This window comes from Rhodohalobacter sp. (assembly GCF_034521535.1).
Lineage (GTDB): Bacteria > Bacteroidota > Rhodothermia > Balneolales > Balneolaceae > Rhodohalobacter.
This window is the reverse complement of the sequence record NZ_JAXHMF010000010.1, coordinates 208,355-235,177: the sequence shown is the minus strand read 5'-3', so window position 1 is coordinate 235,177 and position 26,823 is coordinate 208,355. Positions and strand designations below refer to the sequence as shown.

The following is a 26,823-nucleotide window of genomic DNA, read 5'->3' as shown; positions in this document are numbered from 1 at the left end:
GCGAATCGGTTCTATAGGTTTTTGGAGCGATTAACAACAAAGAAATAGTTCGTTTGAATTCACACCAATCACATAGCGTTTCTACTGCTCTTCTTCGGGAAGATGCCTTGGGCGTGATTGCTGTCTTCAACTCACTATTTATCCTCTTAGCTACATTACCTGTTATCGCTTTAAGTGCTTTGATCATTTCTATAAGCACTATTGATATTATTATCAGCCTGCTGCTGATTATTCTATCTATTCTAATTTCTGGCATTCTAATTCTAAACCTAATTATTAGATAACCCACCCAGCCAGAGGTTAGAAACCAAATCCACACATCGCGATTTATTTTTTTCCTCTGGCGGGTAAAGTATATCCGTGAGTAAAAAATGAAATCAAACTACTCGACATCTTCCGCAAATACGAAAGCTCAACAGCCATCACTCAAAACGGTCGAAAAACCAGAAAGCCTGCCCCATAACGGAGCGGAAATCCTCATCAAAACCCTGACTGACCTGGGAGTTGATACTCTTTTCGGATATCCGGGCGGTGCTGTTCTTCCGATTTACGACACCCTTTTCGATAACCATGACCTGAATCACGTTTTGATTCGCCATGAACAGGCCGGCACCCATGCCGCCGACGGATATGCCCGGGCAACCGGTAAACCCGGTGTGGTTTTGGCCACCTCTGGACCGGGCGGAACAAATACCGTAACCGGAATCGCCACCGCCATGATGGATTCAATTCCACTTGTAGTTTTTACCGGACAGGTACCCACCGGCGTGATTGGCAACGATGCCTTTCAGGAAGCGGATATTGTGGGTATTACCCGTCCCATCACCAAACAAAACTATTTGGTAAGGGATGTGAATGAGCTGGAACATGTAATTCGTGAAGCTTTTCACATTGCAACCAACGGCCGCCCGGGTCCTGTTTTAGTCGACCTACCCAAGGATATGCTGAATACCAAAAGTCGTTATTCAGGATTGAAAAAGGTGGAGATCCCCAGCTTCAAGCCTCATACAAACGGTCATCATCCACAGATTGCCAAAGCTGCTGAAATGCTCAGCAACGCTAAAAAACCTCTGCTCTATGTGGGTGGCGGCGCCATTTCAGGAGAAGCTTGGGAAGAAGTTACAGCCATGGCCGAACGCCTGAACGTGCCTGTCACAACCACCCTGATGGGACTCGGTGCGTTCCCGGAGAACAAATCGCAGTCACTTGGAATGCTGGGAATGCACGGAACCTGGTACGCGAATATGGCGATGACAGAGTGCGATGTGCTTGTTGCGGTGGGGGCTCGTTTTGACGACCGGGTAACAGGACGGTTGAGCGGATTTTCTCAAAAATCACGAAAAATCCACATCGACATCGATCCCTCCTGCATTGGTAAAAATGTAGCCGTTGAAGTACCCATTGTGGGAGATGTGAAAAATGTAATTCCCGCCATCGACAAACTCGCCACCCCGCCTGAAGTTGATGAATGGTGGGATACAATAAACAAATGGAAGGAGGAGCATCCGCTTAAGGTGCCGCAGGCGGAGGACAAAATTTATCCCCAGCACATGGTTAAAATGATTTCGGAAATCACTAATGGTGATGCCATTGTGGTAACCGATGTTGGTCAGCACCAGATGTGGGCGGCTCAGCACTACAAATATAATCACCCGCGGTCGTGGATTTCATCGGGCGGACTCGGAACAATGGGGTATGGATTTCCTGCCGCTATTGGAGCCGCACTGGCCAAGCCCGATCGTGAAGTTGTTTGCATAACCGGAGACGGCGGTTTTCAGATGTGCTCTTTTGAACTGGCAACAGCCGTTGAGTATAAGATCCCGGTTAAGATTGCCATCATGAATAACAACTGCCTTGGTATGGTTCGTCAATGGCAGCAACTCTTCTTCGAAAACAGAACCAGCTGTTCCGTGTTTGGCAAAAACAACCCCGACTTTGTGAAAATGGCGGAGGCCTACGGAGCTGTTGGAATGCGTGCCACCAATCCCGCTGAAATGCAGGACGTTTTGAAAAAGGCAATGGCCATAAAAGACGGACCCGTGTTGATGGACTTCAGTGTAATTGAAACCGAAAACTGCTATCCCATGGTGCCATCCGGAGCTGCACTCAATGAAATGGTAGAATCAGACGAGGAGTGTAAAAAACTATGACTGTAACCACTGAAGCCGTAAGCGCCAAACACACCCTCACCGTGCTGGTAAAACACAATCTGAATACATTTTCCAGAATCATTGGAATCTTTAGCGGAAAGGGTTTCGAGCTGGACAGCGTAACATTTGCTGCCGAAGCTGAACCCGGAATGGCAAGGATTACCATAACAACACGCGGAGATGAACAAACTGTGGAGCAGATCAACAAGCATCTGCACAATGTGGTTGATGTACTCAAAGTCACAAATTTGACTCATAAAAAGTGTATCGAACGTGAACTGGCCATCGTGAAAGTCTCCACAGCAAAAGCCGGCCGTCCCGAGATTATGCTGATTGCACAGGCCTTCAAGGCCAAAGTGATCGACATTACCGACGACAAACTGGCCCTTGAAGTGACCGGCAATACTGACAAGGTAAATGCCATGATCGAAGTGATGAAACCGTATGGCATTACTGAGATGTCGAGAACCGGTAGCGTTGCCCTGAAACGAGAATTCCAGGGAGCGGTGAATATTAATTGACATAATAAAATCTCCCCTTGGGGTGAGGAGTGTTAGTCGAGGCTCAGAGTCCTGTTTAACACACCCCTAAATCCCCTCTCAAGAGGGGACTTCTGAATCCTAAACTTTAATTAAAACACCAAATATAGTTCACTTCCTGAATCTGATTATAAAGTCTCCCCTCTCTACGCGTAGAGAGGGGGACAGGGGGTGAGTCAAAACCAACCAATACCCAATGAAAGCAACAACATATTATAACGGCGATGCTAATTTGAATCACCTCTCAGGAAAAACAGTGGCCGTAATCGGTTACGGAAGCCAGGGGCATGCTCATGCTCTTAATCTGAGCGACAGCGGCGTGAATGTCGTGGTTGGTCTCAGAAAGGAGAGCTCCTCCTGGAGCGAAGCTGAAAATGCCGGCCTAACCGTAATGGAAACGGCTAAAGCAGCCAAAGCAGGTGACATCGTTATGGTGCTCATTCCCGATCAACATCAAGGTGATGTATATCAATCCGATATCGCACCCAATATGGAGGCGGGTCAGGCGCTGATGTTTGCCCACGGTTTCAATGTCCACTTCGGACAGATCAAACCACGGGAAGATGTGGACGTATTTATGGTTGCTCCAAAAGGACCCGGCCATCTGGTTCGAAGAGTATATACGGAAGGTTCAGGAGTTCCCTGCCTTTTTGCCGTATATCAGGATGCTACCGGAACAGCTAAGGAAACAGCTCTGGCTTATGCTAAAGCTATCGGCGGAACCCGTGCAGGTGTACTGGAAACAACTTTTAAAGAGGAGACGGAAACCGACCTTTTTGGGGAGCAAGCGGTACTGTGCGGGGGTGCATCCGAACTGGTCAAAACCGGATTTGAAGTCCTGGTGGAAGCCGGTTATCAGCCCGAAATTGCCTATTTCGAGTGCCTTCATGAATTGAAGTTGATCGTGGATCTGATGTACGAAGGCGGGATTGAGCGAATGTACTACTCCGTGAGCGATACAGCCGAATATGGCGGACTTACACGCGGAACACGTGTCGTGGACAAAGAGACCAAAAAACGGATGAAAGCCATCCTTGAAGAAGTTCAAAAAGGTGAGTTTGCAAAAGAGTGGATGAAAGAAAACAGTGACGGACTGCCAAATCTCACAAAAATGAGAAGCAGTCTTGGCGATCACAAAATTGAAAAAGTAGGTAAAGAACTCCGGTCTATGATGAACTGGATTGATGACGGTTCTAAAAAACCTGAACCCGAGCCTGCGGAGTAATCTCTCAATACAACAATCAATGATAATTCGTCAAAATCACAACCCATGACCAAAACCATTCAGATATTCGATACTACACTTCGCGACGGAACGCAGGGCGAAAAAGTCTCTTTTTCAGCCGAGGATAAGTTCCGTATCGCAAAACGGCTGGATGAGTTTGGTATACACTACATCGAGGGTGGCTGGCCCGGTTCAAATCCGAAAGACATGGCGTTCTTCACTAAAGCCAAAACTCACTCTTTTAAGAATGCAAAAATTGTCGCCTTTGGGAGTACGTGTCGGGCCGGAAACGCTCCGGATGAGGATCCCAATCTGAATGCATTAATTGAAGCAGAAACCCCGGCGGTTTCACTTTTTGGGAAATCGTGGCTGCTTCACGTTTCGGAAGCTCTCTACATTACTCCGGAGGAGAACCTTGCTCTCATATCAGGCTCTATAGAATACCTGAAACGATATGACAAAGAGGTAATATACGATGCAGAGCACTTTTTTGACGGGTATAAAGATAATCCCGAATACGCCCTCTCCACGTTGAAAGCAGCGGAAAAAGCCGGAGCCGATATTCTTGTTCTTTGCGATACAAACGGCGGCACCCTCACACACGAGGTATCGGAAATTGTGGCTGATGTGGCTCAGAAAGTAAACACACCGCTCGGAATTCATACCCACAACGATTGTGAGCTGGCTGTAGCCAATGCATTGGCGGCTGTTAAAGCAGGAGCTGTACATGTACAGGGTACGGTGAACGGATATGGAGAGCGATGCGGAAATGCCAACCTCTGCTCAATAATCCCCAACCTTCAGTTGAAGATGGGGTACGAGTGTGTTTCTTATGATAAACTTCAGCACCTCTCCACTCTCTCAAAATTTGTGAGTGAACTTGGAAATTTAAGCCCCGACCATAAGCAGCCATTTGTTGGACGAAGTGCATTTGCACACAAAGGAGGAATACACGTGAGTGCGGTCATCAAAAATGAGCAGACGTACGAACATATACGTCCTGAACTTGTAGGCAATGAACGCCGGGTATTGGTATCTGATCTTTCGGGTAAAAGTAATGTTTGCTACAAATCGGACGAGCTCGGCCTTGATGTGGATAAGTACTCCAAAGAAAGTTCCGAAATCGTACAGAAGCTCAAAGAGCTTGAAAACAAAGGATATCAGTTTGAAGCGGCAGAAGCATCTTTCGAACTGCTTGTAAAACAGATGACCAACAAAGCTCCGGACTTCTTCTCGCTTGAAGGATTCAGAATTATCATGGAGCGCGATGCCAGCGGGAAATCCCGGTCTGAAGCAACCATCCGTGTAAAAGTAAACGAGCGGATTGAACACAGCGCAGCGGAAGGAAACGGTCCCGTTCACGCTCTTGATGCCGCTCTGCGAAAAGCTCTGAGAGAGTTCTATCCGGAAATTGCCTCCATGAAACTGCAAGACTACAAAGTACGCGTGCTAAATGAGAAAGACGGAACCGGTGCACGTGTTCGCGTTCTCATCGATTCCTCAAAAGATACAGCCACATGGGGCACAGTGGGCGTTTCAGAAAATATTATCGACGCAAGCTGGCAGGCTCTCTCAGAAGGCATGACCTACTTTTTAATGAACCAGAACAGTAAACCGCAATCAACTGAAACTACAATTACACAACCGAAACAAAACTCTCCCCTTGAGGGGAGTACGGCGTAAGCCGTGAGGGGTGTCGTATTCAGCAATCAAGCTTTGTATCAAACACACCCCTCGCTTGACAAATCTGGCTTCGCCAATTTGTCTTCACTTTTCCCCTCTCGAGAGGGGACTTCAACACACAACAAACAAGGACAAACCAATGGACAATCACATCACAATCTTTGACACCACACTTCGAGACGGCGAGCAGTCGCCGGGATACAGTATGAATCAGCAGGAAAAACTCCGTCTGGCTCTACAGCTCGAAAAGCTGGGTGTTGATGTGATTGAGGCCGGATTCCCAATTGCATCGGACGGCGATTTTGAAACGGTACGCGAAATTGGAAAAGTGATTAAGAATAGCAGCGTGGCAGCTCTTTGCCGCACCCGTAAAATCGACCTTGAACGGGCAGTTGCCTCACTTGAATTTGCCAAGAAGCCGCGTGTTCACACCTTTATCGCAACCAGTGATATACACATGAAGTACAAACTTCAAAAGTCGCGCGAAGAGGTGCTCGAATCTGCCGTGCAAGCCGTAGAATATGCAAAAAAACATGTAGACGACGTGGAATTCTCAGCTGAGGATGCCTCACGGAGCGATCCTGAATTTTTGATTGATATATTCACAGCTGTAATTGAAGCCGGTGCCACAACCATTAACGTACCCGATACGGTTGGGTATGCCATGCCGTGGGAATACGGTCAGCTGATTAAAACACTGAACGAAGGCATTCCGAATATTGACAAAGCTACCATTAGCGTGCACTGCCACAACGATCTTGGTGTGGGAGTTGCAAACTCATTGATGGCTATTCGAAATGGGGCCCGCCAGGTTGAGTGTACGGTAAATGGAATTGGTGAACGGGCGGGAAATGCATCTCTCGAAGAGCTGGTAATGGCGCTCGTAACCCGAAAAAATATCATGGACTATACCACCTCAGTGAACACCAAAGAGATTTTCCCCTCAAGCCAGCTTCTTGCCCAGATTACAGGCAAGGGGGTTCAGCCCAACAAGGCCGTTGTCGGCGAAAATGCATTTGCTCACGAGGCGGGAATCCACCAGCACGGTGTTCTGAAAAATCCACTTACATATGAAATTATGACCCCGGAATCTGTCGGGCTTACATGCAATAAAATTGTAATTGGAAAACATTCCGGTCGATTTGCTCTCTGCAAAAAACTTGAAGAGCTCGGCTACCACCTCAACAAGGAAGATTTGAACCAGGTGTATCTGAAGGTGACAAAAGTTGCCGATGAAAAGAAAGTAGTGGAGGAGCACGACCTTATATCCATTATGTCTATGATGAATGACATGCCTGCTCGACAACCACAATCAATGGCTTCCGGTGGATAACCGGGAAATCCCCTTTCGTGAGGGGTCTTTTGATACCTGACAATTTTAAAAACTAACACTAAAACATAAATATTACTCCCGAACTTATTTCAAAGTTCCCCCTCTATACGAGTAGAGAGGGGGACAGGGGGTGAGTCAAAAAAACACCATAACCATGGGAATGACACTTACTGAAAAAATTCTTGCCAATCACAGCGGACGAGACCGGGTAGTACCCGGCGAAAGTGTTTGGGTAGATGTAGATGTATTAATGACGCACGACGTTTGTGGCCCACCCGCTATCTCAATTTTCCACAGAGAATTTGGGGATGATGCCAAAGTTTGGGACAAAGATAAACTTGTTATCATACCCGACCACTATATCTTTACCAACGATAAATACGCCAACCGTAATGTAGACGTACTTCGGGCTTTTTCTGCAGAGCAGGATTTGCCGCATTTTTATGATGTAGGCACCGACCGCTACAAAGGAGTTTGCCACGTAGCACTTCCCGAAGAGGGCTTTACCCGTCCGGGCGAAGTACTGTTCGGAACCGATTCTCATACCTGTACGGCCGGAGCTTTTGGCCAGTTTGCAACCGGAATCGGAAATACAGATGCCGCATTCATCATGGGTACCGGCAAACTCTGGGTGAAGGTACCCGAAACGATGCGCTTCGTTTTTGAAGGCACCTCTATGCCACCCTACCTGATGGCTAAAGATATCATCCTTAAAATTATTGGAGATATCGGTGTTGATGGAGCAACCTATAGAACCATGGAGTTTGCGGGACAAGGCATTGAATTACTTTCTATGGAAGACCGCATGACCCTGACCAATATGGCGATCGAAGCGGGTGGAAAGAACGGTGTGGTAGAACCCGATGCAGTTACCGAGGAGTATGTAAAAGCCCGCACTGACAAACCTTTCAACACATTCTACAGTGATCCCGATGCCAACTATTTCAGCGAGCATTTCTACAACCTGGAAGAACTGGTGCCGATGGTTGCGAAACCTCACAGTCCCGATAACAAAGCAACTGCAGAAGAACTTGAAGGCGTAAAGCTGGATCGTGCATATATCGGATCGTGTACCGGAGGCAAGCTTTCCGACTTCGTAGCGGCTGCTGAAATTATCCGCGGCCATAAATTGAAAATTGACACCTATATCGTGCCGGCTACAACTGAAATCGCCAAGGGTCTGGAAACCGAAACCCTGCTTGGTACTCCGCTTATCGAGATCTTTAAGGAGGCAGGATGCAAGATCGGAAATGCTTCCTGTGCTGCCTGCCTGGGTGGACCGTCTGACACCTTTGGTCGCCTGAATAAAGAGGAGGTCTGTATTTCATCCACTAACCGTAACTACCCGGGACGGATGGGATCAAAGGCAGCCCAGGTCTACCTTGCTTCTCCCTACACCGTTGCGGCATCGGCTGTAACCGGGGTCATTACCGATCCGAGAGTGTTTATTCAGCAGACGGTGATATGACGAGGCTCAAGGTTCAGGCCGCAGGATACATCCCCTCTTGAGAGGGGACAGATCCGTGAGCGTTCAGCGATCGGAGCAGGGGTGTGTCGAGTAGGGTTCGGAGCCCTAAAAGGGAACACACCCCTCGCTTGACAAACCCGGCTTCGCCTGTTTGTCTGCACTTTTCCCCTCTCAAGAGGGGATTCCAGAGAACCAAATTTTATAAATCAATTAAAACAACACCATGACTAACAAACCAAAATCCATTAAAGGGAAAGCCTTTGTGCTTGGAAAAAATATCGACACCGATCAGATCATCCCGGCCGCTCATTTAGTCTACAGCCTGAGCGATCCGGAAGAGCGCAAGCTCTATGGGAAATATGCCCTTTCGGGAGTGCCCGCACCTGAGTCGGGATTACCGAATGGCAACATCCCACTTACCAAAGATGGGGCAACCGAAAGTGAATTCAGTATTATTGTGGCAAGTGACAATTTCGGATGCGGCTCCTCACGCGAACACGCTCCGGCTTGTCTTGAAATTGCGGGAATTAAGGCGATTGTCTCTCCTTCATATGCACGGATTTTTTATCGTAATTCGGTCGATGGAGGGTTTCTAACGCCTTATGAAAGTGTTGAGGATCTCAGCAAAGAGATTCACACAGGCGATCAACTCGAGATTGATCCTGAAGCTCCGGCCCTGATCAATCACACTCAGGGTAAAACTTACGAATTGAATTCACTGGGAAGTGTCGCGGATATCGTACACGCCGGCGGAATCTTTGCCTATGCACGTCAGACCGGGATGATGCCTGCTGCCGGATGATCATAAACCTCCCCTCTTGAGAGGGGACAGGTCCGCGAGCGTTCTGCGAACGGAGCAGGGGTGTGTACGAGCCCTAAAAGGGAACACACCCCTCGCTTGACAAACCCGGCTTCGCCGATTTGTCTTCACTTATCCCCTCTCGAGAGGGGATTATTTTAAACCAATTTTTATAAACACAAAAAAATGACACAACAAACCATCATCACCCTCCCGGGCGACGGCATCGGGCCGGAAGTAACTGAAGTTGCTGTAACCGTATTGAAAGAAGCCTGTCGCGCTTACAACGTGGAAATAAACACCATCGAAAGAAACTTTGGCGGTATCGGATATGACCGTGACGGTGAACCGGTGACTGAAGAGACACTTGAGCTCTGTAAAAAACACAAATTCGTGCTTCTGGGCGCCGTCGGTGGCCCAAGATGGGATGACCTCGCCGCCGATAAGCGCCCGGAAGCTGCTTTATTAAAACTCCGCAAGGAATTGGGAGTCTACGCAAACCTCAGACCAATACAGGTTTATCCGGCTCTTGCCGGTGCCTCCACCCTGAAAAATGAGATCATTTCAGGAACGGATATCCTGATTATGCGTGAGCTCACCGGAGGAATCTATTTCGGTGAGCCGAGGCTTACGTCAGAAGAGAACGGTGATCCATTTTCAGTTGATACCATGAAGTACAGCCGGTCGGAGGTTCATCGAATTGCCAGAAAAGCATTTGAAGCGGCGCGTTTACGCGATAAACGAGTCTTGTCCGTGGATAAAGCCAACGTACTGGAAAGTTCCAGAATGTGGAGAAAATCGGTCATTGAAGTATCCGAAGAGTATCCCGATGTAGAATTGTCCCACATGCTTGTTGACAACTGCGCCATGCAGCTGGTACGTGATCCAAGGCAGTTCGATGTGATGGTAACCGGAAATCTATTCGGCGATATCCTCAGCGATGAAGCCGCTATGCTAACCGGGTCGATCGGAATGCTTCCTTCGGCCAGCCTGGGTGAAACCAATGGACTTTATGAACCCGTACATGGGTCAGCACCTGACATTGCCGGAATGGATACGGCCAATCCCCTGGCTGCCGTGGCATCAGCTGCACTTTTATGCCGGTACTCGTTGGGTATGGAAGAAGCCGCAAAAAAAATCGAATCATCGATAGAAACGGTTTTGAAAGACGGTTACAGAACTGCTGATCTTTTCAGGGATGAACCGGGTACAAAAAAGATTGGTACAGAGATGATGGGCGAACAGCTGCTCAGGGCTCTCCGGCAGAAAATCAAATCAACTGAAGCAACCGTTTAAGTATACTCTTTATAATCAACGCACGGTCAGTGCATTTATACAAAACTATGATTTAAAACCGAGTCTTCTACACGGGAATAAGTCGTGTAGTTTCATGGCTGAACTTCGTATAGCTTCTCATTTAAAAGAGATTGGAAATTGCTTGTTAATTAATGATAATCCCTTCTGCCATATTTTTTAATTACTCAAAGATTCTCATCTTTGGGAGTAGTTAAAAAGAACAACATTTATTTACCGGTAAAACTATGATTAACGATTTTGAAAAAATCTTAAATCGAGATCTTAGACGGCTTTTCACCGAGATTTCAGCTTTTGAGAAGGAAGAAAATCTTTGGAAAACGACCGGAGAAATCACCAATAGTGCCGGTAATCTCACCCTTCATCTAATCGGTAACCTCAACTATTACGTTGGCTCAAAGATTGGAGATACAGGCTACGAACGCGACCGTCCTGCCGAGTTTAGCATGCAGAACGTACCTCGTGATCAAATACTGATGCAAATTGAAGAGACCCAGGATATGGTCTCATCTGTGCTGAAGAATCTGGACGACTCCCGCCTGAACGAAGAATTTCCTGAAGCACTGTTCGGTCACCTCATGACGTTAGGTTTCTTTCTGATACATCTCTCAGGCCACCTGATGTATCATTTGGGACAGATCAATTACCTAAGACGCATGCTCGAAACAGATTCCTGATCAAATAAAAATCCGGACATCTTTTCACATAAGTAATTTTTCATCTACTCGGAACGTCTGATTGAATGGTAGAGCGATTATTTCTGTCTTGCTGACAAGTCTCCAATTTCGGCCTTCATTTATATTCATTCAAAAACTAACTCTACAATATGGATAAAACCTATTACAATCCTGAAGACCTCAAAAAGTTTGAAAACGTAACCGATTTCCAGGAGAAGCTGGGTAAGAAATTTTTCGATTACTACGGTTCCGTCTTTGAAGAGGGAGCACTGACCGCCCGCGAAAAATCACTCATCGCCCTGGCTGTCGCTCATACCATTCAGTGTCCCTATTGCATAGACGCCTATACTGAAGACACCTTGGAAAAAGGTTGCTCTGAAGAACAGATGATGGAGGCTGTTCATGTGGCAACCGCCATTCGCGGAGGAGCCTCGCTTGTTCACAGCGTTCAAATGATGAATAAAGTGGATAAGCTGAGTATGTAGTCGTTTTAGATACAAGTAGATAATCTCCCCTTGAGGGGAGTACCGCCATAAGGCGGGGAGGGGTGTAGTTCTATTTATATCGATGTATTGTATAAAACCCCTCACGGCTAAAGCCGCACTCCCCTCCAGGGGAGAAACCTTTTTTACTTTTCACTTTTGCTTTTTCACATTTTCACTAAAGAATCATGAAGTCCCTAATTGCACAAAGTCATTCGCTGTCCAATCCTACCGTTCAACTGGATGTCATCAACAATCACACCGAAAAAATTAAAACCCTCGATAAGTTTGAGGAGAAGCTGGAAGGTATCGGGCTTTTCCCACTCAAGCCGACCGGAATAGAGATTTTCCAAATCAACGTGGGCTACATGTGCAATATGACCTGCAAGCACTGTCACGTGGATGCCGGACCGGATCGAAAGGAGATCATGACGAAGGAGACACTTCAATATTGTCTGGATGCATTGAAGGATTCTGATATTGAAACTGTAGATCTAACAGGAGGCGCGCCGGAGATGAACCCGCATTTTCGATGGTTTGTGGATGAAGCTTCCAAACTTGGAAAACATATTATCGTTCGGTCCAACCTTACCATACTGGACACCCGCAAGTTTGAGGACCTCCCGCAGTTTATGGCCGATCGCGGAGTTGAGATCACCTGTTCGCTGCCTTTTTACAGCAAGCGCCGAACCGATATCCAGCGGGGTGAAGGCACCTACGACAAATCGATGAAAGTGCTAAAACTGCTTAACTCTATCGGCTACGGCAAAGAGGATACCGGACTGTTGCTGAACCTTGTCTACAATCCGGTCGGAGCATTTTTACCGGGCGATCAGGAGAGTCTGAAACAGCAGTACAAAGAGCGCCTGTGGAAAGATCATGAGATTGTATTCAACGATCTGTTTACGATTACCAATCTTCCAATCAGCCGCTATCTCAATTTTCTGGTGGAGAGCGGAAATCTGGAGGAGTACATGGAGAAACTGGTCACCTCTTTTAATCCCTCAGCAGCTATGGGCGTAATGTGCCGCAATACCATTTCTATCGGCTGGGACGGCTCACTTTATGACTGTGACTTCAACCAGATGTTGCAGATGAAAACCAACCACGGTGCACCGGATCACATCAAAGACTGGGACCTGGAAAAACTAAACAACCGGGAGATTGTGACAGATCAGCACTGCTATGGATGCACGGCCGGCGCCGGAAGCAGCTGCGGCGGGGCGGTGACCTGATATATTACTCCGCAATCCGATTTTTCTGATCTCACTCCTGATCTGAATAAAATTCTTAAATACTTACTATTGCGTTTAAGGCTGTCCAAAAAGTAAATATTCACGTAAATGAGCTTAAATAATTTAGACGTTAAATCCCTCTCTATTAGTTAGAGAGGGAAATAGGGTGAGTCCAAAAAAAATTAAATTATTTAAGCGGGAATCAATTACCCAAATTGGCATTCTATAAATCAAAACCTGGTTCTCAGTTATTTTCTGACACTCTATTCAAGATCTGTCCCGAAATCTGAAGAAGCTCAATCTCAGAGAGTTTTGCCTCAACGCGCTGTGAAATCAAATTCTGACGTGTTTCAAGAAGATTGAGCTGGGCTTCTCTGAAATCCGTATTTGAAACCTGACCCTGCTCAAAAGCCAGTTCCGTTCTCTCAAAATTCAGCTCGGCCGTTTCAACATTTAACTGCTGCTTTTCCAACAGGTAGAGATTGGAATTATAGGTTTCGTACGCGTTTAAAAGTGCACTTTCAATCTCCTTCTCTGTAAGCCTTCGCTGCTCCTCACTGTTTTTCACCCGGATCTTGTCATTTTGAACGGAGATATTTCTTCTGAATCCATCAAAAATTGGGAAACTAAATGTAATACCGGCATTAAACCCATCCGTCTCCCGAAATAAAAACTGACCTGCATCGCTCTCCAGCCTGTTGTAATTATAGCTTGCATTGGTCGATATTTGAGGGTAGCGACCGGATTGTGTCTCCTGAAGCTGTAGTTTTGCCTGCTCAAGCTCAATAGCTGCAGACCGCAGACTGGCATTATTGGAAGCTGACTTGAGGAGTAAATCATCCAGAGAAAGCTGCTGATCCAGTTCAAACTCCTGCTGAACCGTCACTTCACCGGAAGGATTGTCGCCCAACAAAACCTGTAAATTACGTTTAGCCCGATTCAGGTTCACTTCGGTTTCAACCACCCGAACACTGTCCTGATTCAAACTCACCTCCGCATTCAGCACATCCACCCGTGATCCGCCACCCGCTTCAAAATTTTCCTTTGCCCGAAGATATCGTTCATTGGAGATCTCAACAGCTTCCCGGGTAACATCCAGAAGCTGAGCCTGCGTGCTTACTTCAAGATATCTTTCAATCACTTCAAGGAGCGTTGCCTCAATCTCCGCTCTGCTTTGTACCTCACTCAAATCACGGCTTCGTTCAAGTGACTGAAGCCGGTATCTGTTGCCGAATCCATCAAACAAAACCCATTCCAGATCCAGGCTCGCATTAAACTGATTTGATCGACTTCCTTCTACATCCTGCCCTTGCTGGTTAGCAAACTCCAACCTTGAATCTTCAATCGATTCCTGATATGAGCTGTTCAGCGACAGATTTGGCAGATACCCGGCATTTCCAAGTGTGGCACTGTTTTCATCAATCTCTGTCAGATTTCTGGAGATAATAATTGAATGATTCTCATCAAGGGCTTTATTAATTGCCTCACTCAGCGACAGTTCAGCGGAGTTCTGTCCTACCGCCAGGAAAGGCATCAAAAATAGTATAACAAGCAGATAAACAGTTTTATTCATCATTTTCACGCTCCCAGTTTAAATCTTTAACAACAGGCTGTACCGACTCGATGGAAATCCACTCTCCTTCCCATATCCAATGTATCGCACGAATCAGATTGCTTGATGTAATGAGCAAAATTGGCAATAAAATTAATAAAATAAATGTGGCTCCCAACAGTCCGTAAGCTACGCTTACCGCCATGGGAATCAGGAACTGCGCCTGGAAACTCTGATCCAGAATGAGTGGTGCCAGGCCGACAGCTGTGGTTCCCGTAGTCAGAATAATTGGACGAAAACGGGATCTGCCCGCTTCAATCATCGCTTCATAAACGTCCATCCCTCTTCGAAGGTTATCATTATAGGCCGTTACAAGCACAAGTCCGTCATTAACCAAAATTCCGATAAGAGCAATAATCCCGAGCAGAGAGAGTATACCAAGCGGAATTCCATGAATATAGTGTCCCCACACCGCACCAATGATCCCGAACGGAATTATGGCAATAATCACCAGCGCCTGGGAAACAGATTTAAAGGTGAATACAATAACTGTGAATATCAGAAGTAAAATGACCGGTAGTACTGTTTTTGCTGCATCAAATACTTCCCCTGTTTCCTGAGCTTCACCCTGCAGTGCATAGCTGATTGATGGGTAGGATGATATGATTTCAGGCAGCACACTATTTTCAAGATTGCTGAGTTCGTCAGGTGCGGATACGGTTGGATCCGACACGTCCGCCTCCACCAATACTTCTCTTACGCCGTCCCTGTGATAGATGGCCACCAGTCCCTGCTGATAACTTAAATCTGCCAACTCACTTAACGGATGGCGGCCTCCACCGGCGTCCGTGATCTCCATGTTGAGAATGTCGGCCTGACTTCTTCGCTCTTCTTCATCATACCTCACCCAAACACGTACCTCATTTTTTCCCCGCTGAAGTCTTTGAACTTCATTTCCAAAAAATCCGTCTCTTACCTGCCGGCTCACTTCTGCTGTTGTCAGTCCAAGTGCATATGCCTGGTCCTTCAGCTCAATATGAATTTCAGGCTCCTCATCATCGCGGTTGTCCAATACATCAGCCAGATTTGGGTTATCTCTCATCTCCTCCATCAGCCTGTCGGCTGCGAGATTCAACTCGTCAAAATTCGATGAAAAAAGGGAAATCGCTACCGGTTTTCCAAAAGGTGATGCACCTCCGTACGAAACCCGTTCTGCACGCGGAATATCCCCCACTTCTTTGCGTAAATCAGCAATGATTTCTGACGTCCGAATGGGGCGCTCCTCCGACGACATCAGATAGTAGTTCATATTGAGCTCATTGGTTTCGTACCCGACTCTCATCTCGATATTCCGGATAATATCTTCGTCGATGTTGAACTGATCTCTATACTTTTCATTAAGCCTCTCCCCGGCAGCCACCATTCGTTCACCCTGCCGCTCCGTATACTCTACATTAATTGCACGGGTGAGAAACACCTCTACCGAAATGCTGTTCTCTTCAATTTCGGGGAAAAAGGTGGTGCGAATGATCGATCCGTTGATTGCTGCGATACTGAATACCAGAACAGAAAGCGTGCATAAAAATACAAATGCCTTGTTCCGGAGTGAAAATTGATAAACCGGAATATAGTATCGATCCCGAAAAGACTTGATGGAGTTTGCAACTTTCTCCTGAAATCGTCCGTTTGAACCGTTTTTTCTTAGCGATTTGGAGTGGGCAAGGTGTGCAGGCAGGAAGATAAAAACTTCGATAAGTGAGACGATCAGCGTGGCGGAAACCACAAAAGCAACATCAGAGAAAAACTCTCCTAGTTGTCCCGGAATAAAAAAGAAAAAGGAGAATGCCAGCACTGTTGTAATAATTGCGGATGCCACAGCTGACGCTACTTCCAAGGTTCCTTCCACCGCAGCTTTTATTGGCGGTAGACCATCCTCGTATTTCTGAAAGATGTTTTCTCCCACCACAATACCGTCATCCACCAGAATACCTATTACAATAATCATCCCGAAAAGGGAGATCACATTAATGGTCAGCCCATACCATATTGCCAGAATAAACATCCCGCATAGCGAAATCGGTATGCTTAAGGCCACCCAAAACGCAAGGCGTACTCTTAAAAACATTCCCAAAAGCAGAAGCACCAGTGCAGCTCCCAAAAGGCCGTTGGCCTGCAACAGTCCAATCCGCTCTCTCAAATTTTGAGTGGCATCATCCACCAGAACCAACTCAACTCCCGATCGCCCTTCATTAAATTTTTCGATGTACTCCTTTATACTTTCCGAAGCCTGAAGGATATCTTCATTGTTGGTCGTGTTTACAGAGATGCTTATGGAACGCTCACCATCAAGGAATACGCGCTGGGCCCCTTCCTCAATATCATCCTCAACATAAGCCACATCACTCAGACGTATAATAGTGCCGTCTGCCTGCGTTAGAACAGGAATGTCTTTAAATCCCGTTGCGTAATAGTCTCTCTGTTCTACCCTAATCCGGTATTCAAGTTCGCTTCCACGCAGAATTCCGCCCGTAGACCTGATGTTTTCCGCTGATACTGCATTGGCAATGTCATCGATGGTGAGGCCATAATTTCTGAGTGCCGACTCCCTGACGCTGATCTCAACCTCCGGACTATTGTATCCAAATATACTGACGCGTGATATATTGTCATATTTGCGAAGTTCATCCTCAACCTGATCTGCAAGTTCCTGAAGTGCTGTAATGGAAACATCGCCGCGAAGTACCATCCGCCCTCCCGGGTTGAGCTGATCTTCTTTTGAAACCGTCAGCTCCTCAAGTCCGGTAGGAAATGTACTGATTCGGTCTACCTCATTCTTAATCTCCTGAAGGGCGACATTCGGATCAATACCTGTTTCAATTTCAATCGTTACCGTGGTCCGGTCTTCTTCGGTACGCGATGTAATCTCCTTTACTCCGTCGACCGCCTTTACATTATCCTCGATCTTTAAAACAATACTCTCCTCCATTTCAATGGGTGAGGCGCCGGGATAAACGGCTTGAACATTGATAAACCGGGGTTGTTGCTCCGGAAAAAATGTTGAAGACAAATTGAAAGCGGCAAGCACCCCGAAAAATAGAATCACTAAAATCGAGAGGTTTACAAGAACAACGTGCTTTACGAAAAAATTGATCACACTGCGCATCTACTCTTCCTCCCGTTCCGTTACCTTCGCGTCTTCAAACACAGCATTTCTAAACTCATCAATAATTTGTGTTCCGGGCTCGAGGCCTGAAACAATCATGCTGTCGCCCGCACTGGCCAATAGCCGCACGGTTTGAAGTTTGGCCCTATCATCTTCAACAACAAAGAGCTCATTATCCCGAACCAGAATATCTTTGTGAACTTTGAAGGCATTCTCAAAGCTTTGGCCCCGAACTTCGCCCTCCAGGTAACTGCCCGGCTCAAGTTCCGAGTTTGTAATCTCCATATAAACTTTCAGGCTTTGCGTACCCGGGTCGATTACCGCATTTTTCCGGCTGATTACGGCGCTAAAACTTTCAGATGTAATATCTTCTGACCGTACCGTTACCTCATCCCCTACAGAAATAAATCTCGCTTCAGATGCCGGTATTGAAGCCTCAATTTCCAGGTTATCTGTCCCGGTGAACTGCCCCAGCTGCTGACCGGTTTGAACCAAAGTACCTGGATTGATGGAATGGCTTGTAACAACTCCATTATACGGTGCAAGAATGGTGTATTTCTGAAGCCTGACTTCCTGACTTCGGATCGAAGAAAATCGGCTGAAAATATTCTGACGATTCAGAAACATCCGGAATTGACGATCCGAAACTTCAGGTAGTGGTTTTAGTGAATTTGTTGCGTCCAGTTCATCCAGATAGGCCTGCCATTTATCGTAATGCTCGGAGTAGTCAATACTGATGTCCGGTAAAATCTGGGAAATAAGCGCCGCAAATTCATATCGGGAAGCTTCCAGATTCTGTCGTTCCTCATCATCTTTGATTTGAATAATCACCTCTCCGCGATTGAAAGCCGTTCCTGTTTTAAAAACCCGCTCACTTCCTTCAAAAATGCCTGATACCTCGGCTGTGATGTCATACTGATCAAATGGGATGACACGACCCGTAAATTGAATAGTGGATTGGATGGTATCTGGGACATATTCCATCATTAAAACAGGAGCGCCCTCAGTTTCTTGAGAAACACCTTCATCTTCATCATCACCTGAAATGATATACCAGGAGAAAAACAGTGTTGCTATAAAAATTACAATTCCGGAGAGCACCGATATTTTTCGGTTGTCCATACAGCTTCTTTAAGATTACGATTCATTTACGCCTATTTAACTTAGGTGAGGTCTGTATAGTTCAATTCCCGGTCTGACTTTTATTTAACGCCTTTTTCTAATCCTGAAATGAAGTGCAATATTGTTCAATTAAATTAAACACCTGATAACAAATCTTAAGGTGTTTAATTTTTACTCTGCAACGATAAATGAAACCGTAAAAGCGGTCCCTTTTCCTTCTTGTGATGTGTATGAAAAACGCCCGTTCAATTGTTCTGTAAGCGTCTGAACAATCTCCATCCCGATTGATCCCGAATCTAGAGAGAAGCCCTCCGGCAATCCGATGCCGTTATCTGAAACATCGATGTTCAGATGATGATCTTTGATATTACATGAAATTTGTATGCGTCCCTTCTCTCTTCCTTCAAATGCGTGTTTATAAGCATTTACCAATAGTTCCGATAGCAGCAATCCAAGGGGAACTGCCTGCAGTAGCGGAATGGTAATATCTTGGCATTGAATATCAACAGAGATAATTATACCCGGCAGGATGATAATCTCATCCACATTCTCAGCCATCTGATGCAGGTAGGAATTCAGAGATATATTTGCGTCCATTTCGGCATCTTTATAGAGCTGTTCATGAACCTGCGCGATTGACTGCAAGCGGCAATAAGACGTTTTGAGGCTTTCCACCACAGCTTCGTTAACCGAAGATTCAATCTGTATGTAGAGCAGGCCGGCTATAACGGCCAGATTATTCTTCACCCGGTGATGCATTTCTGCAAGCAGAATGGATCTCTCTTTTACATGACTTTGAAGCTGTTTCTCCGTCTCTTTTTGATCCGTAACATCCCGGATCACACTAACAACACCTTCTTCCCAGCCTTGCTCTTTATTAAGAGAACTTACCGTATTGTAGGTATCAATGATACTTCCGTCTTTTCTTTTCATCTGAAATTCACCCTTATAAACATCACCGCGGTTGAGAATTTTTTCACTCTCTTCGCCGAATTTCTTGAAATGTTCACGGTTCACATGAAGAATGGATGTTTTTTGGCCTATCAACTCACTTTTACTGTAACCAAACAGAACTTCAGTTACTGAATTACAATTTCGAATGATTCGTCCGGATGGATCCACAATCACCACAGCCTCCCCAATACTATCCAGAATGGTGCTGTTCATCTTTTCCTGAGTTATTGCGCTATTCATCATAATTTAACACTGCTCCGGTTATTTAGATTGGAGAAAGCATCTTATGTTTCGTTAGTATTATATATGATCCGTTTCTGTCCTTAACTTTTATATCGGCTTAACTCTATATCATTTAACCAGTTATAAAAATATCTAAATGGAACAATTTTTTAAGCACAATAAATAAAGATTTGATCATTTCTTGTCTGCCTGAACTTACTATGCATCATATTTGCTGACCTCATCCTAATAACAAAAATTAGCGCCACAGTGATTGATTAACGAGGTAAGTAATTAAATGTGAACAGATTAAATAATACCACGACTTCTTGATTTGATTTATGAGCCGTCAACTTTACTGACGGAAGTCAGATTCGTCTTGTTCGAACCTTCAGCACATTTCGGATTTAATCCTGCTTTTTCAGAGGAGTTTTAAACATTCCCTTCACCGTTTGATCTTCATCACGATCGAGCTGATCAAGGCCTAATTGAATGGTTTCAGGCTTTGGGTTGATCCGAAACGTTCGGGCTATGCGGTCCCAGAATGAAAACAGGGAGCTATAGTTTGAATCCGTTTCCGGCTGCCATCGTGAATGGTGAACCCGGTGCATGTTCGGGGTAACGATTACAGTGCGAAGTATCCGGTCGTACTTTTCAGGCAGGCCAACATTGGCATGATGGAACTGTACCACGGCAAACATCACGATTTCGTACAGAACCAGCTCCCAGAGATACACGCCAAATAAGGCAATGAGAGGAATACGAAATAGTGAGGACAAGAAAATTTCTCCCAGGTGAAAGCGACTGGCGGTGGTTACATCCATTTTGTTATCGGAATGATGAACACTGTGGAACCGCCAGAAAAAGGGCACTTCGTGATTTAATCGATGCCATGTGTAGGTCCAGAAGTCGAGAAGAAATACCGCTCCCACGGCGTGCGCCCAAAGAGGAATTCCCAGCCCCTCTTCAAGCCAGTGCATGATTCCAAACCGGGCCTCCTCAGCCCAAAGTGAAGCCGTTAGCCAAAGCCCGACAAAAACCAGGCTTACCATCAGCCCGTTTATAGAGCCGACTATCAAATTGCGAAAAGCATGTTTTCCCCGGGTTTTAAATGATCCGCTAAAATATGCGTAAAAAGGATGCAGGGATTCCCACATAAAAAGAAGCAGTAAGATGACGATCATTACAATGACCTGCGTTTCCTGCAAGGATATAAGAATAGATTCCATTAGAAGTCTGATTTAAAAATGACAATAAGGTGAACGATCTTGCCATGCCGTTACCCACCACTAACAATAGAGAAATCACAAAAAGAATTCCCTATTCAAATTTAACGTGAGTTCATATATATAAATCAATTTAGCAACATAATAAGTCCCTTAATTTCCTGTTTTGAAGTCAATTAATTAAGTGTTCGTTTTTATAATTAATAAAATCTTGATTCAATTTTTAACACAAACATTTTTTAAAAGGAACGAAAAAATCCTCCGGCCTTGATTGGTGGAGGATTAGCATGGTTTGCACCAAAGCGCGGGAGACATCACAATATCGGCTCCCTTTTGGGAGCAATCGATGTTGTGTAACCGCGCGGGCAAACCAGGCCCGGAAGCAATCACCGACCGGGAGCTTTTGAATACTTTTGGCGGCCCAAAAGTATTACAGAAAACATTTTAAATTATTCCAAATTCATATGGGTAATATCAGGCCTCAGACCCCTCCCAGATAATACTTTGAGACAAAATCTTATACGCAGGGGAAACCCTTATCCCAATCTCACATCCTTTATATTTTACAGGTCAATACTCTTATACAGCATCAAGATTAATCACGCACGTAAAACGGAATATTTGCTGTTGCCACACGATTAATATCCTCATCTTCCAAATAGACAAAGATGCGATAAGCTCCCTCCTTTTCCGGTGCATTTAGTCGTACCGTAGTTCCTCCACCCCGGCTAAGAACTCCTTCCACCTTTGGAGGTTTCTCTTCCCGGTCACCGCCAAGCTGCAGATCGGTGCTCTCGTGAAAAACTTCCCATTCAACCGCTATATTTCCTGAAGACCGGTTAATTGGAAAGACCTCCGCTTCAACCTGCTGACCCGCTTTCAAGTAGACACTTTCGAGCGCTGTCTTCCCGTCAAGCCGGTAGTCATCAATTCCGGGTGAGCGTTTTTCCGGCCATTTACCGGTCCAATTATACTGCATCGAATCGACCACCTCTATGGGATCACCGTTTTCCAAAAACATTCCGTACCAGGTATGTGTCCTCTCCTGCTTTTGCCCCCACAAAAACACATAAGACCCCAGGCATTTTGCACTATCCGATCCCATCGAAGCCTGATAGCGATCCTTGTAGAGCTCCGCTTTCACGGTTGATGTTTCTTCGATGGCAACATCCCATTCCGTGCGAGGTGATTCCCAGTGACCCGTAGGACCCCATTCTGTGACTATATAGGCTTTATTCCAGCCAAATTTCCGTATGTTTTCGGGAAGAAGTGGAAGGCTCCCGTAGGTGTTGATGGACAACAAATCCAGATCGCTGCACTTCTCTTTGATATGGTCTATTCTCTCTTGATTGATACCTGCCATCATGGTTGTGGTTAAATGATAAGGGTCTTCCTCATGAATCATTTTTGAAACATCATTAACCGCGTGCCACATATTGGTATTTGTATAGTTGAGGTTCAGTTCATTACCGATTCCCCACACCAGAACAGCCGGATGATCCTTGTATTTCAGAACCTCACCGCGCATTCTTTCCAGCTGCGATGCAACGGCTTCCTCATCATCATAATCAAAACCATGCCGCTCACTTCCCATATTTAATCCCAGGCAAACGGATATTCCGTTGCGGTGTGCCCTGTCCAGAAGGTTCATCGTATCCGGACCTGTACTCCACCTTCGAATCGAATTACCGCCGACTGAAGCAAGAAGTTCGAGATGCCCGCCACCTCCGGCTCCGTTTATGTAATAAGGTTCACCGCCCCTGTACATTTGAAATGAACCATTCTCCTCCTTTATCTCTACAGGTATGGGTTCGTTTACTCGTTTTGTCCGGCCCAACAGGCGCGATAACGGATTTTGCACCAAAACTAAACTTCCCGCCGTATAAAGTGAAGTTTTAAGCAGCCACTCTTTTCTATCCATGATGAATTTCTTTTTTGATTTTCACTGGCCGTTTATATCCGACCTTTCCATCTAAAATTTAGAGAAGTCTATTCACCTATGCCACTCTAGTTTATAGATTGTCATCGGTTTCACCTGGGAATTTCTGCGAAACTCAGCGGATTCATCTGCGTAGCTCTGCGAGAGAAATAAGGAAATCAGTTTTAATCTGCATCATTCTATTCCGATGATCAATAAACAGTTTAAATGAAATCCTGAACGCTTCACGCAGATATGATATCAGGTATATAAAAAGCGTTTGATATTTTTCTTCGGTGTTTTTTCGAACTCCTGATCTACAAGTTCAATGCCCGTCAGCTGTTCGTAAGACGCTACAGCTTTATTATAGGATCGGCGCGTTTTCTCCATGATATCATCAAGGTCCTCCTCTTTTGTCCCGGTTGAATTCATCATTTCAGCATCCGGATAAACTTTAGCCACCAACCGGTTATTGCGCTGTATGATTACACACTCCTGAATAAACGGAAAGTTCATAAGCCGCGACTCCAGCTCTTCTGGATATACATTTTGACCGCTCGGCCCCAATAGCATATTTTTTTTGCGGCCTTTAATGAAGATAAAATTCTCGGTCATCGGTAATCCCCAGGTCTCCCGTCTTGAACCAGCCATCTTTTGTAAAGGCCTGCTCGTTGGCTTTTTTATTGTTATAGTAACCCAGCATCAAATTCCGGCCTTTTACCTGAATTTCACCGGCTTCCTCATATGGTTTTTCACTGTCTATCCGTACTTCCATCCGGTCGACCAGCTTACCTGATGATCCTTTTTTTGTCACATCATGAGGTGCGTAGCTGATCAGCGGCCCGCATTCTGTCATTCCGTAGCCGATCGTAAAAGGGAATTCAATTTTTCGGAAAAACGACTCCACTTCAGGACTTAATGCCGCTCCGCCAACAACCGCTTCATGGAAGTTACCGCCAAAACTCTCAATCAGGCTTTTTCGCGTTTTTTTATAGATCAGGTTCCTGATTCCCGGTATAGCCAACAGCGCTTTAATCGCAGGCTTTTCAAGTGAGGGCACGATTCGCTTTTTGTAGATCTTTTCAATAATCAGCGGAACCAGCAAAATGAGATGTGGCTTAACCTCTCCAAGCGCTTTCAAAAGTATCTGCGGAGTCGGTACTTTGGTCAGAAATGTAATGTGGCACCCCATTGAGGTTGGAAAAAGATTCTCAAACGCCAGACCGAATATGTGCGCCATGGGTAAAATGGAGACAATACGGTCGCCGGCTTTAAGCGGCATATTCTCCCGCGCATAAATAATATTTGATTCAATACTCCGCACCGGTAGCATCACACCTTTCGAAAAACCCATGGAACCTGACGTGTATGAAAGGACCAAAAGATCTTCATCATCCCGTTTTGGAAACGCAAAATCCTGCTTCTCCACACTCGCTGAATGATCCATTGCCGACTGCGATGATGAATCTGATTTTTTATTCAGAATTTTAAAATCATCCGTGGAAACGATAAGATTTAAATCTTTTAGCTCCGATGAGTTCAGGTTCGCAAATAGAGAGTCTGCCACGAATAGTGCTTTCGCGCCGGAGTGCTTTAAAATATGATGCGCGTTCTCAGGCGTAAAATCCGGCAGAATAGGGACTATCACACCTTTAAATGCCATGATTGAGAAAAATACTGTAGCCCAGTTTGACGAATTTCGGGCGTAGATCGCAACCTTATCTCCGGGCTTCAATCCCGCTTCACTCAGGGTGATTTTCAGTCCTTCAATCTGATTGGCAACTTCACCATAAGTAGATGTTTCACCGCCGTAATCCGTAAAAAGCGGACTGTCCCAGTTTTGCTGAAATGCGGCGGTGTACATTTGGTCTAACTGTGATTGAGAAGCTGAGTTTTTCATAGATGAGCGATAAGTTTTGCGATAGTTATATCTCTGATATTCTTCAAATATCACTTTTAAATCAAAGTACACACTTTGTCGCAATTGTGCAGGGTGGAGGTTTTAGGAGTTGTGACTTATGGCCCATGCGTTTCTGCGGCTGAGCCTTGTTGGCTAATAATGTAATGAAGACTAGAAATTTCTATTTATCACAATTTTTGATAGACCAAACAGCGTCCAGGACCCCGTTGAAAAATTGGTTATATCACCCACTATTCAAATTCTTCTCCTCCTTGGGACATCGAAAAAACAGATCGGGAAAATTTTTTAGAAGGTGAGATTGAAGCAGCCTGAATCTAAGAGTACTTAACGCTTGTTAAGTTTCCATGTTTATATTCTCGACTTCCAGTAATCGGGACTTCTTCTTTGATGAAGAATTGCAAAGATGGTAATTAACTCTTCTTCAATTTCGAAATAGATAGAAAAGGGAAATTTGTCGACAAGCGCTCGCCGAACATTTTTATTTTGAACGACTGAGTGTTGAAGAGGATGACGGTTTATATTCGCAATTTTGGTATCAATACATCGAATAACCTCTTTGCCCAACCCAGATTCTCTTTCTTCATACCAATAGTAAGCATCATCTAAATCTTCTTCTGCCTTTTCGGTAAGTATTAGTGATAAAGGCACAGTAGTTTATAAATATTTTTGGCGGACTTTCTCCCAGCTTGATCCCGATTCTTTGTCCTTTTCAAGCGTTTTAAGCCGTTCTGTAATAATTGCTTTGTGATGCTCCGGAACTTCCACTTCCGATGGGTCTGACGCAATAGAATCCCACAACGCTTCAACCAGAATTAATTTTTCGCTTTTTTTGAGCTGAGAAAGCTCGTCTATTAATGATTTATCCATCGTCATGAAGTTTATTAGTTGCTATCTAAGTTGATTAAAAACGTTGTGGAAAGCAATTCATTCAGTCGAAAAATTCTGAAAAGTATAAATTAAAGGAAACTTAACGGTTTGGCATTTCTGCTGCGGGGCGATCAACATTAAAGTCGAGCAGATAACGCTAACCCGTTAGCCCCGATGGTTCGAGGCTGGTTATGTAACCTGTTCTTGTTCTTGAATCAATATTTCAGCCGGAATACCAAGCTTTTTGTACAGTAGTTTAATTTGACCAAGAGAAAGCGATCGTTTACCTGACAGGATTTCACTTGCCCTTGATTTCGAACCTAATATTTTTGCTAAATCTTTTTGCTCAAGTCCAAGCTGGCCCATTCTAAACTTGATAGCTTCTACAGGTTTGGGAGCTTCAATGGGGAAGTGATTTTTTTCGTATTCATCTACTAAAATTCCCAATATTTCCAGTTCGTCAGCTTTTTCACTTCCGGGCTTGGCATCAAAAATTTCTTCAATACGATCTAATGCTTTTTGATGATCGTCTTCATTATGTATAGGTTTAATCTGCATAATTAAAATCCGCTTTAAATTGTCGTTGCATTCCCGCTTAGCGGGATCGTATTCGGCATGAGTAACTACAAAACGGATGAATACCTGTCCGTAGTCATAATTAATTTTGACTACTAACCGATAATTATTGCCCTTGATATTGAAAACCACTCGATTGTTAAGAAGAATACTGGCATGTGGATAGTTATTCTTTATGTCAGCAGGTGATTCCCATTGATCCCGATCTATTCGGGACGCTTCAGAAAACCACGACTTTAAAGCATCTTCGCTATCCGAATAATTGGTCCAAAACTCACGTAATGATTTTCGGGCAAAAGTTTTTGAAGAAACAATTGCCAATTCTACGTTCTGATTCCCAAACCTGTCTCACAAATCTTCTCTATACCATTAAAGTTACTATCTATGCATTAGCTGT

At 45.1% G+C, this 26,823-nt stretch carries 22 protein-coding genes; 11 read left to right on the top strand and 11 right to left on the bottom strand.

Annotation, left to right across the window (positions count from 1 at the left end):
- Nucleotides 1-371: 371 nt before the first annotated feature.
- The 11 genes from ilvB to arsS all read left to right on the top strand — a co-directional run bounded on the left by ilvB (nucleotide 372) and on the right by arsS (nucleotide 12,905).
- Nucleotides 372-2,150, top strand: coding sequence for a biosynthetic-type acetolactate synthase large subunit (ilvB, locus tag U5K35_RS19330; protein ID WP_322573165.1), 1,779 nt, complete (start codon nucleotides 372-374; stop codon nucleotides 2,148-2,150).
- A complete protein-coding gene (gene ilvN / locus U5K35_RS19325) occupies nucleotides 2,147-2,671 on the top strand; it encodes an acetolactate synthase small subunit (protein WP_322573164.1) in 525 nt (174 codons plus the stop codon). Before ilvB ends, ilvN begins: the two co-directional genes overlap by 4 nt.
- A gap of 214 nt (nucleotides 2,672-2,885) precedes the next feature.
- Nucleotides 2,886-3,914: a ketol-acid reductoisomerase gene (ilvC, locus tag U5K35_RS19320; protein ID WP_322573163.1), complete on the top strand. Its 1,029-nt coding sequence runs from the start codon at nucleotides 2,886-2,888 to the stop codon at nucleotides 3,912-3,914.
- Nucleotides 3,915-3,959: 45 nt separating this feature from the next.
- Nucleotides 3,960-5,597 carry a citramalate synthase gene (cimA, locus tag U5K35_RS19315; RefSeq protein ID WP_322573162.1) on the top strand — a complete coding sequence of 546 codons (1,638 nt, stop codon included), beginning with the start codon at nucleotides 3,960-3,962 and terminating at the stop codon, nucleotides 5,595-5,597.
- Between the two features lie 139 nt (nucleotides 5,598-5,736).
- Entirely contained in the window at nucleotides 5,737-6,930 is a 1,194-nt protein-coding gene (locus tag U5K35_RS19310; RefSeq protein WP_322573161.1) for a 2-isopropylmalate synthase, read from the top strand.
- Nucleotides 6,931-7,084: 154 nt separating this feature from the next.
- Nucleotides 7,085-8,398: a 3-isopropylmalate dehydratase large subunit gene (locus U5K35_RS19305; RefSeq protein ID WP_416221675.1), complete on the top strand. Its 1,314-nt coding sequence runs from the start codon at nucleotides 7,085-7,087 to the stop codon at nucleotides 8,396-8,398.
- 223 nt (nucleotides 8,399-8,621) lie between these two features.
- Nucleotides 8,622-9,200 carry a hypothetical protein gene (locus tag U5K35_RS19300; RefSeq protein WP_322573159.1) on the top strand — a complete coding sequence of 193 codons (579 nt, stop codon included), beginning with the start codon at nucleotides 8,622-8,624 and terminating at the stop codon, nucleotides 9,198-9,200.
- A gap of 183 nt (nucleotides 9,201-9,383) precedes the next feature.
- Nucleotides 9,384-10,493 carry a 3-isopropylmalate dehydrogenase gene (gene leuB / locus U5K35_RS19295; protein ID WP_322573158.1) on the top strand — a complete coding sequence of 370 codons (1,110 nt, stop codon included), beginning with the start codon at nucleotides 9,384-9,386 and terminating at the stop codon, nucleotides 10,491-10,493.
- 245 nt (nucleotides 10,494-10,738) lie between these two features.
- Nucleotides 10,739-11,188 carry a DinB family protein gene (locus U5K35_RS19290; RefSeq protein ID WP_322573157.1) on the top strand — a complete coding sequence of 150 codons (450 nt, stop codon included), beginning with the start codon at nucleotides 10,739-10,741 and terminating at the stop codon, nucleotides 11,186-11,188.
- Between the two features lie 149 nt (nucleotides 11,189-11,337).
- Nucleotides 11,338-11,673, top strand: a complete 336-nt coding sequence (locus U5K35_RS19285; protein ID WP_322573156.1) for an arsenosugar biosynthesis-associated peroxidase-like protein — start codon at nucleotides 11,338-11,340, stop codon at nucleotides 11,671-11,673.
- A 185-nt stretch (nucleotides 11,674-11,858) separates the two neighbouring features.
- Nucleotides 11,859-12,905, top strand: a complete 1,047-nt coding sequence (gene arsS / locus U5K35_RS19280; RefSeq protein WP_322573155.1) for an arsenosugar biosynthesis radical SAM (seleno)protein ArsS — start codon at nucleotides 11,859-11,861, stop codon at nucleotides 12,903-12,905.
- Nucleotides 12,906-13,149: 244 nt separating this feature from the next.
- Here arsS and U5K35_RS19275 read toward each other — a convergent pair whose 3' ends face one another.
- The 11 genes from U5K35_RS19275 to U5K35_RS19225 all read right to left on the bottom strand — a co-directional run bounded on the left by U5K35_RS19275 (nucleotide 13,150) and on the right by U5K35_RS19225 (nucleotide 26,747).
- Nucleotides 13,150-14,481, bottom strand: a complete 1,332-nt coding sequence (locus U5K35_RS19275; RefSeq protein ID WP_322573154.1) for a TolC family protein — start codon at nucleotides 14,479-14,481, stop codon at nucleotides 13,150-13,152.
- Nucleotides 14,471-17,620, bottom strand: a complete 3,150-nt coding sequence (locus U5K35_RS19270) for an efflux RND transporter permease subunit (RefSeq protein WP_322573153.1) — start codon at nucleotides 17,618-17,620, stop codon at nucleotides 14,471-14,473. Before U5K35_RS19270 ends, U5K35_RS19275 begins: the two co-directional genes overlap by 11 nt.
- Entirely contained in the window at nucleotides 17,621-18,742 is a 1,122-nt protein-coding gene (locus U5K35_RS19265) for an efflux RND transporter periplasmic adaptor subunit (protein ID WP_322573152.1), read from the bottom strand.
- A 171-nt stretch (nucleotides 18,743-18,913) separates the two neighbouring features.
- Nucleotides 18,914-19,939, bottom strand: a complete 1,026-nt coding sequence (locus U5K35_RS19260) for a PAS domain S-box protein (protein WP_322573151.1) — start codon at nucleotides 19,937-19,939, stop codon at nucleotides 18,914-18,916.
- Nucleotides 19,940-20,325: 386 nt separating this feature from the next.
- A complete protein-coding gene (locus U5K35_RS19255; protein WP_322573150.1) occupies nucleotides 20,326-21,147 on the bottom strand; it encodes a sterol desaturase family protein in 822 nt (273 codons plus the stop codon).
- A 592-nt stretch (nucleotides 21,148-21,739) separates the two neighbouring features.
- Nucleotides 21,740-23,065: a glycoside hydrolase family 2 TIM barrel-domain containing protein gene (locus tag U5K35_RS19250; protein WP_322573149.1), complete on the bottom strand. Its 1,326-nt coding sequence runs from the start codon at nucleotides 23,063-23,065 to the stop codon at nucleotides 21,740-21,742.
- A gap of 258 nt (nucleotides 23,066-23,323) precedes the next feature.
- Complete coding sequence (locus U5K35_RS19245) at nucleotides 23,324-23,629, bottom strand: hypothetical protein (RefSeq protein ID WP_322573148.1); 306 nt, start codon at nucleotides 23,627-23,629, stop codon at nucleotides 23,324-23,326.
- Nucleotides 23,630-23,651: 22 nt separating this feature from the next.
- Complete coding sequence (locus tag U5K35_RS19240) at nucleotides 23,652-24,962, bottom strand: AMP-binding protein (RefSeq protein ID WP_322573147.1); 1,311 nt, start codon at nucleotides 24,960-24,962, stop codon at nucleotides 23,652-23,654.
- A 369-nt stretch (nucleotides 24,963-25,331) separates the two neighbouring features.
- Nucleotides 25,332-25,631 carry a type II toxin-antitoxin system RelE/ParE family toxin gene (locus U5K35_RS19235; RefSeq protein WP_322573146.1) on the bottom strand — a complete coding sequence of 100 codons (300 nt, stop codon included), beginning with the start codon at nucleotides 25,629-25,631 and terminating at the stop codon, nucleotides 25,332-25,334.
- A gap of 6 nt (nucleotides 25,632-25,637) precedes the next feature.
- Nucleotides 25,638-25,850: an addiction module protein gene (locus U5K35_RS19230; RefSeq protein WP_322573145.1), complete on the bottom strand. Its 213-nt coding sequence runs from the start codon at nucleotides 25,848-25,850 to the stop codon at nucleotides 25,638-25,640.
- A gap of 189 nt (nucleotides 25,851-26,039) precedes the next feature.
- Complete coding sequence (locus U5K35_RS19225; RefSeq protein ID WP_322573144.1) at nucleotides 26,040-26,747, bottom strand: type II toxin-antitoxin system HigB family toxin; 708 nt, start codon at nucleotides 26,745-26,747, stop codon at nucleotides 26,040-26,042.
- Between the last annotated feature and the right edge of the window lie 76 nt (nucleotides 26,748-26,823).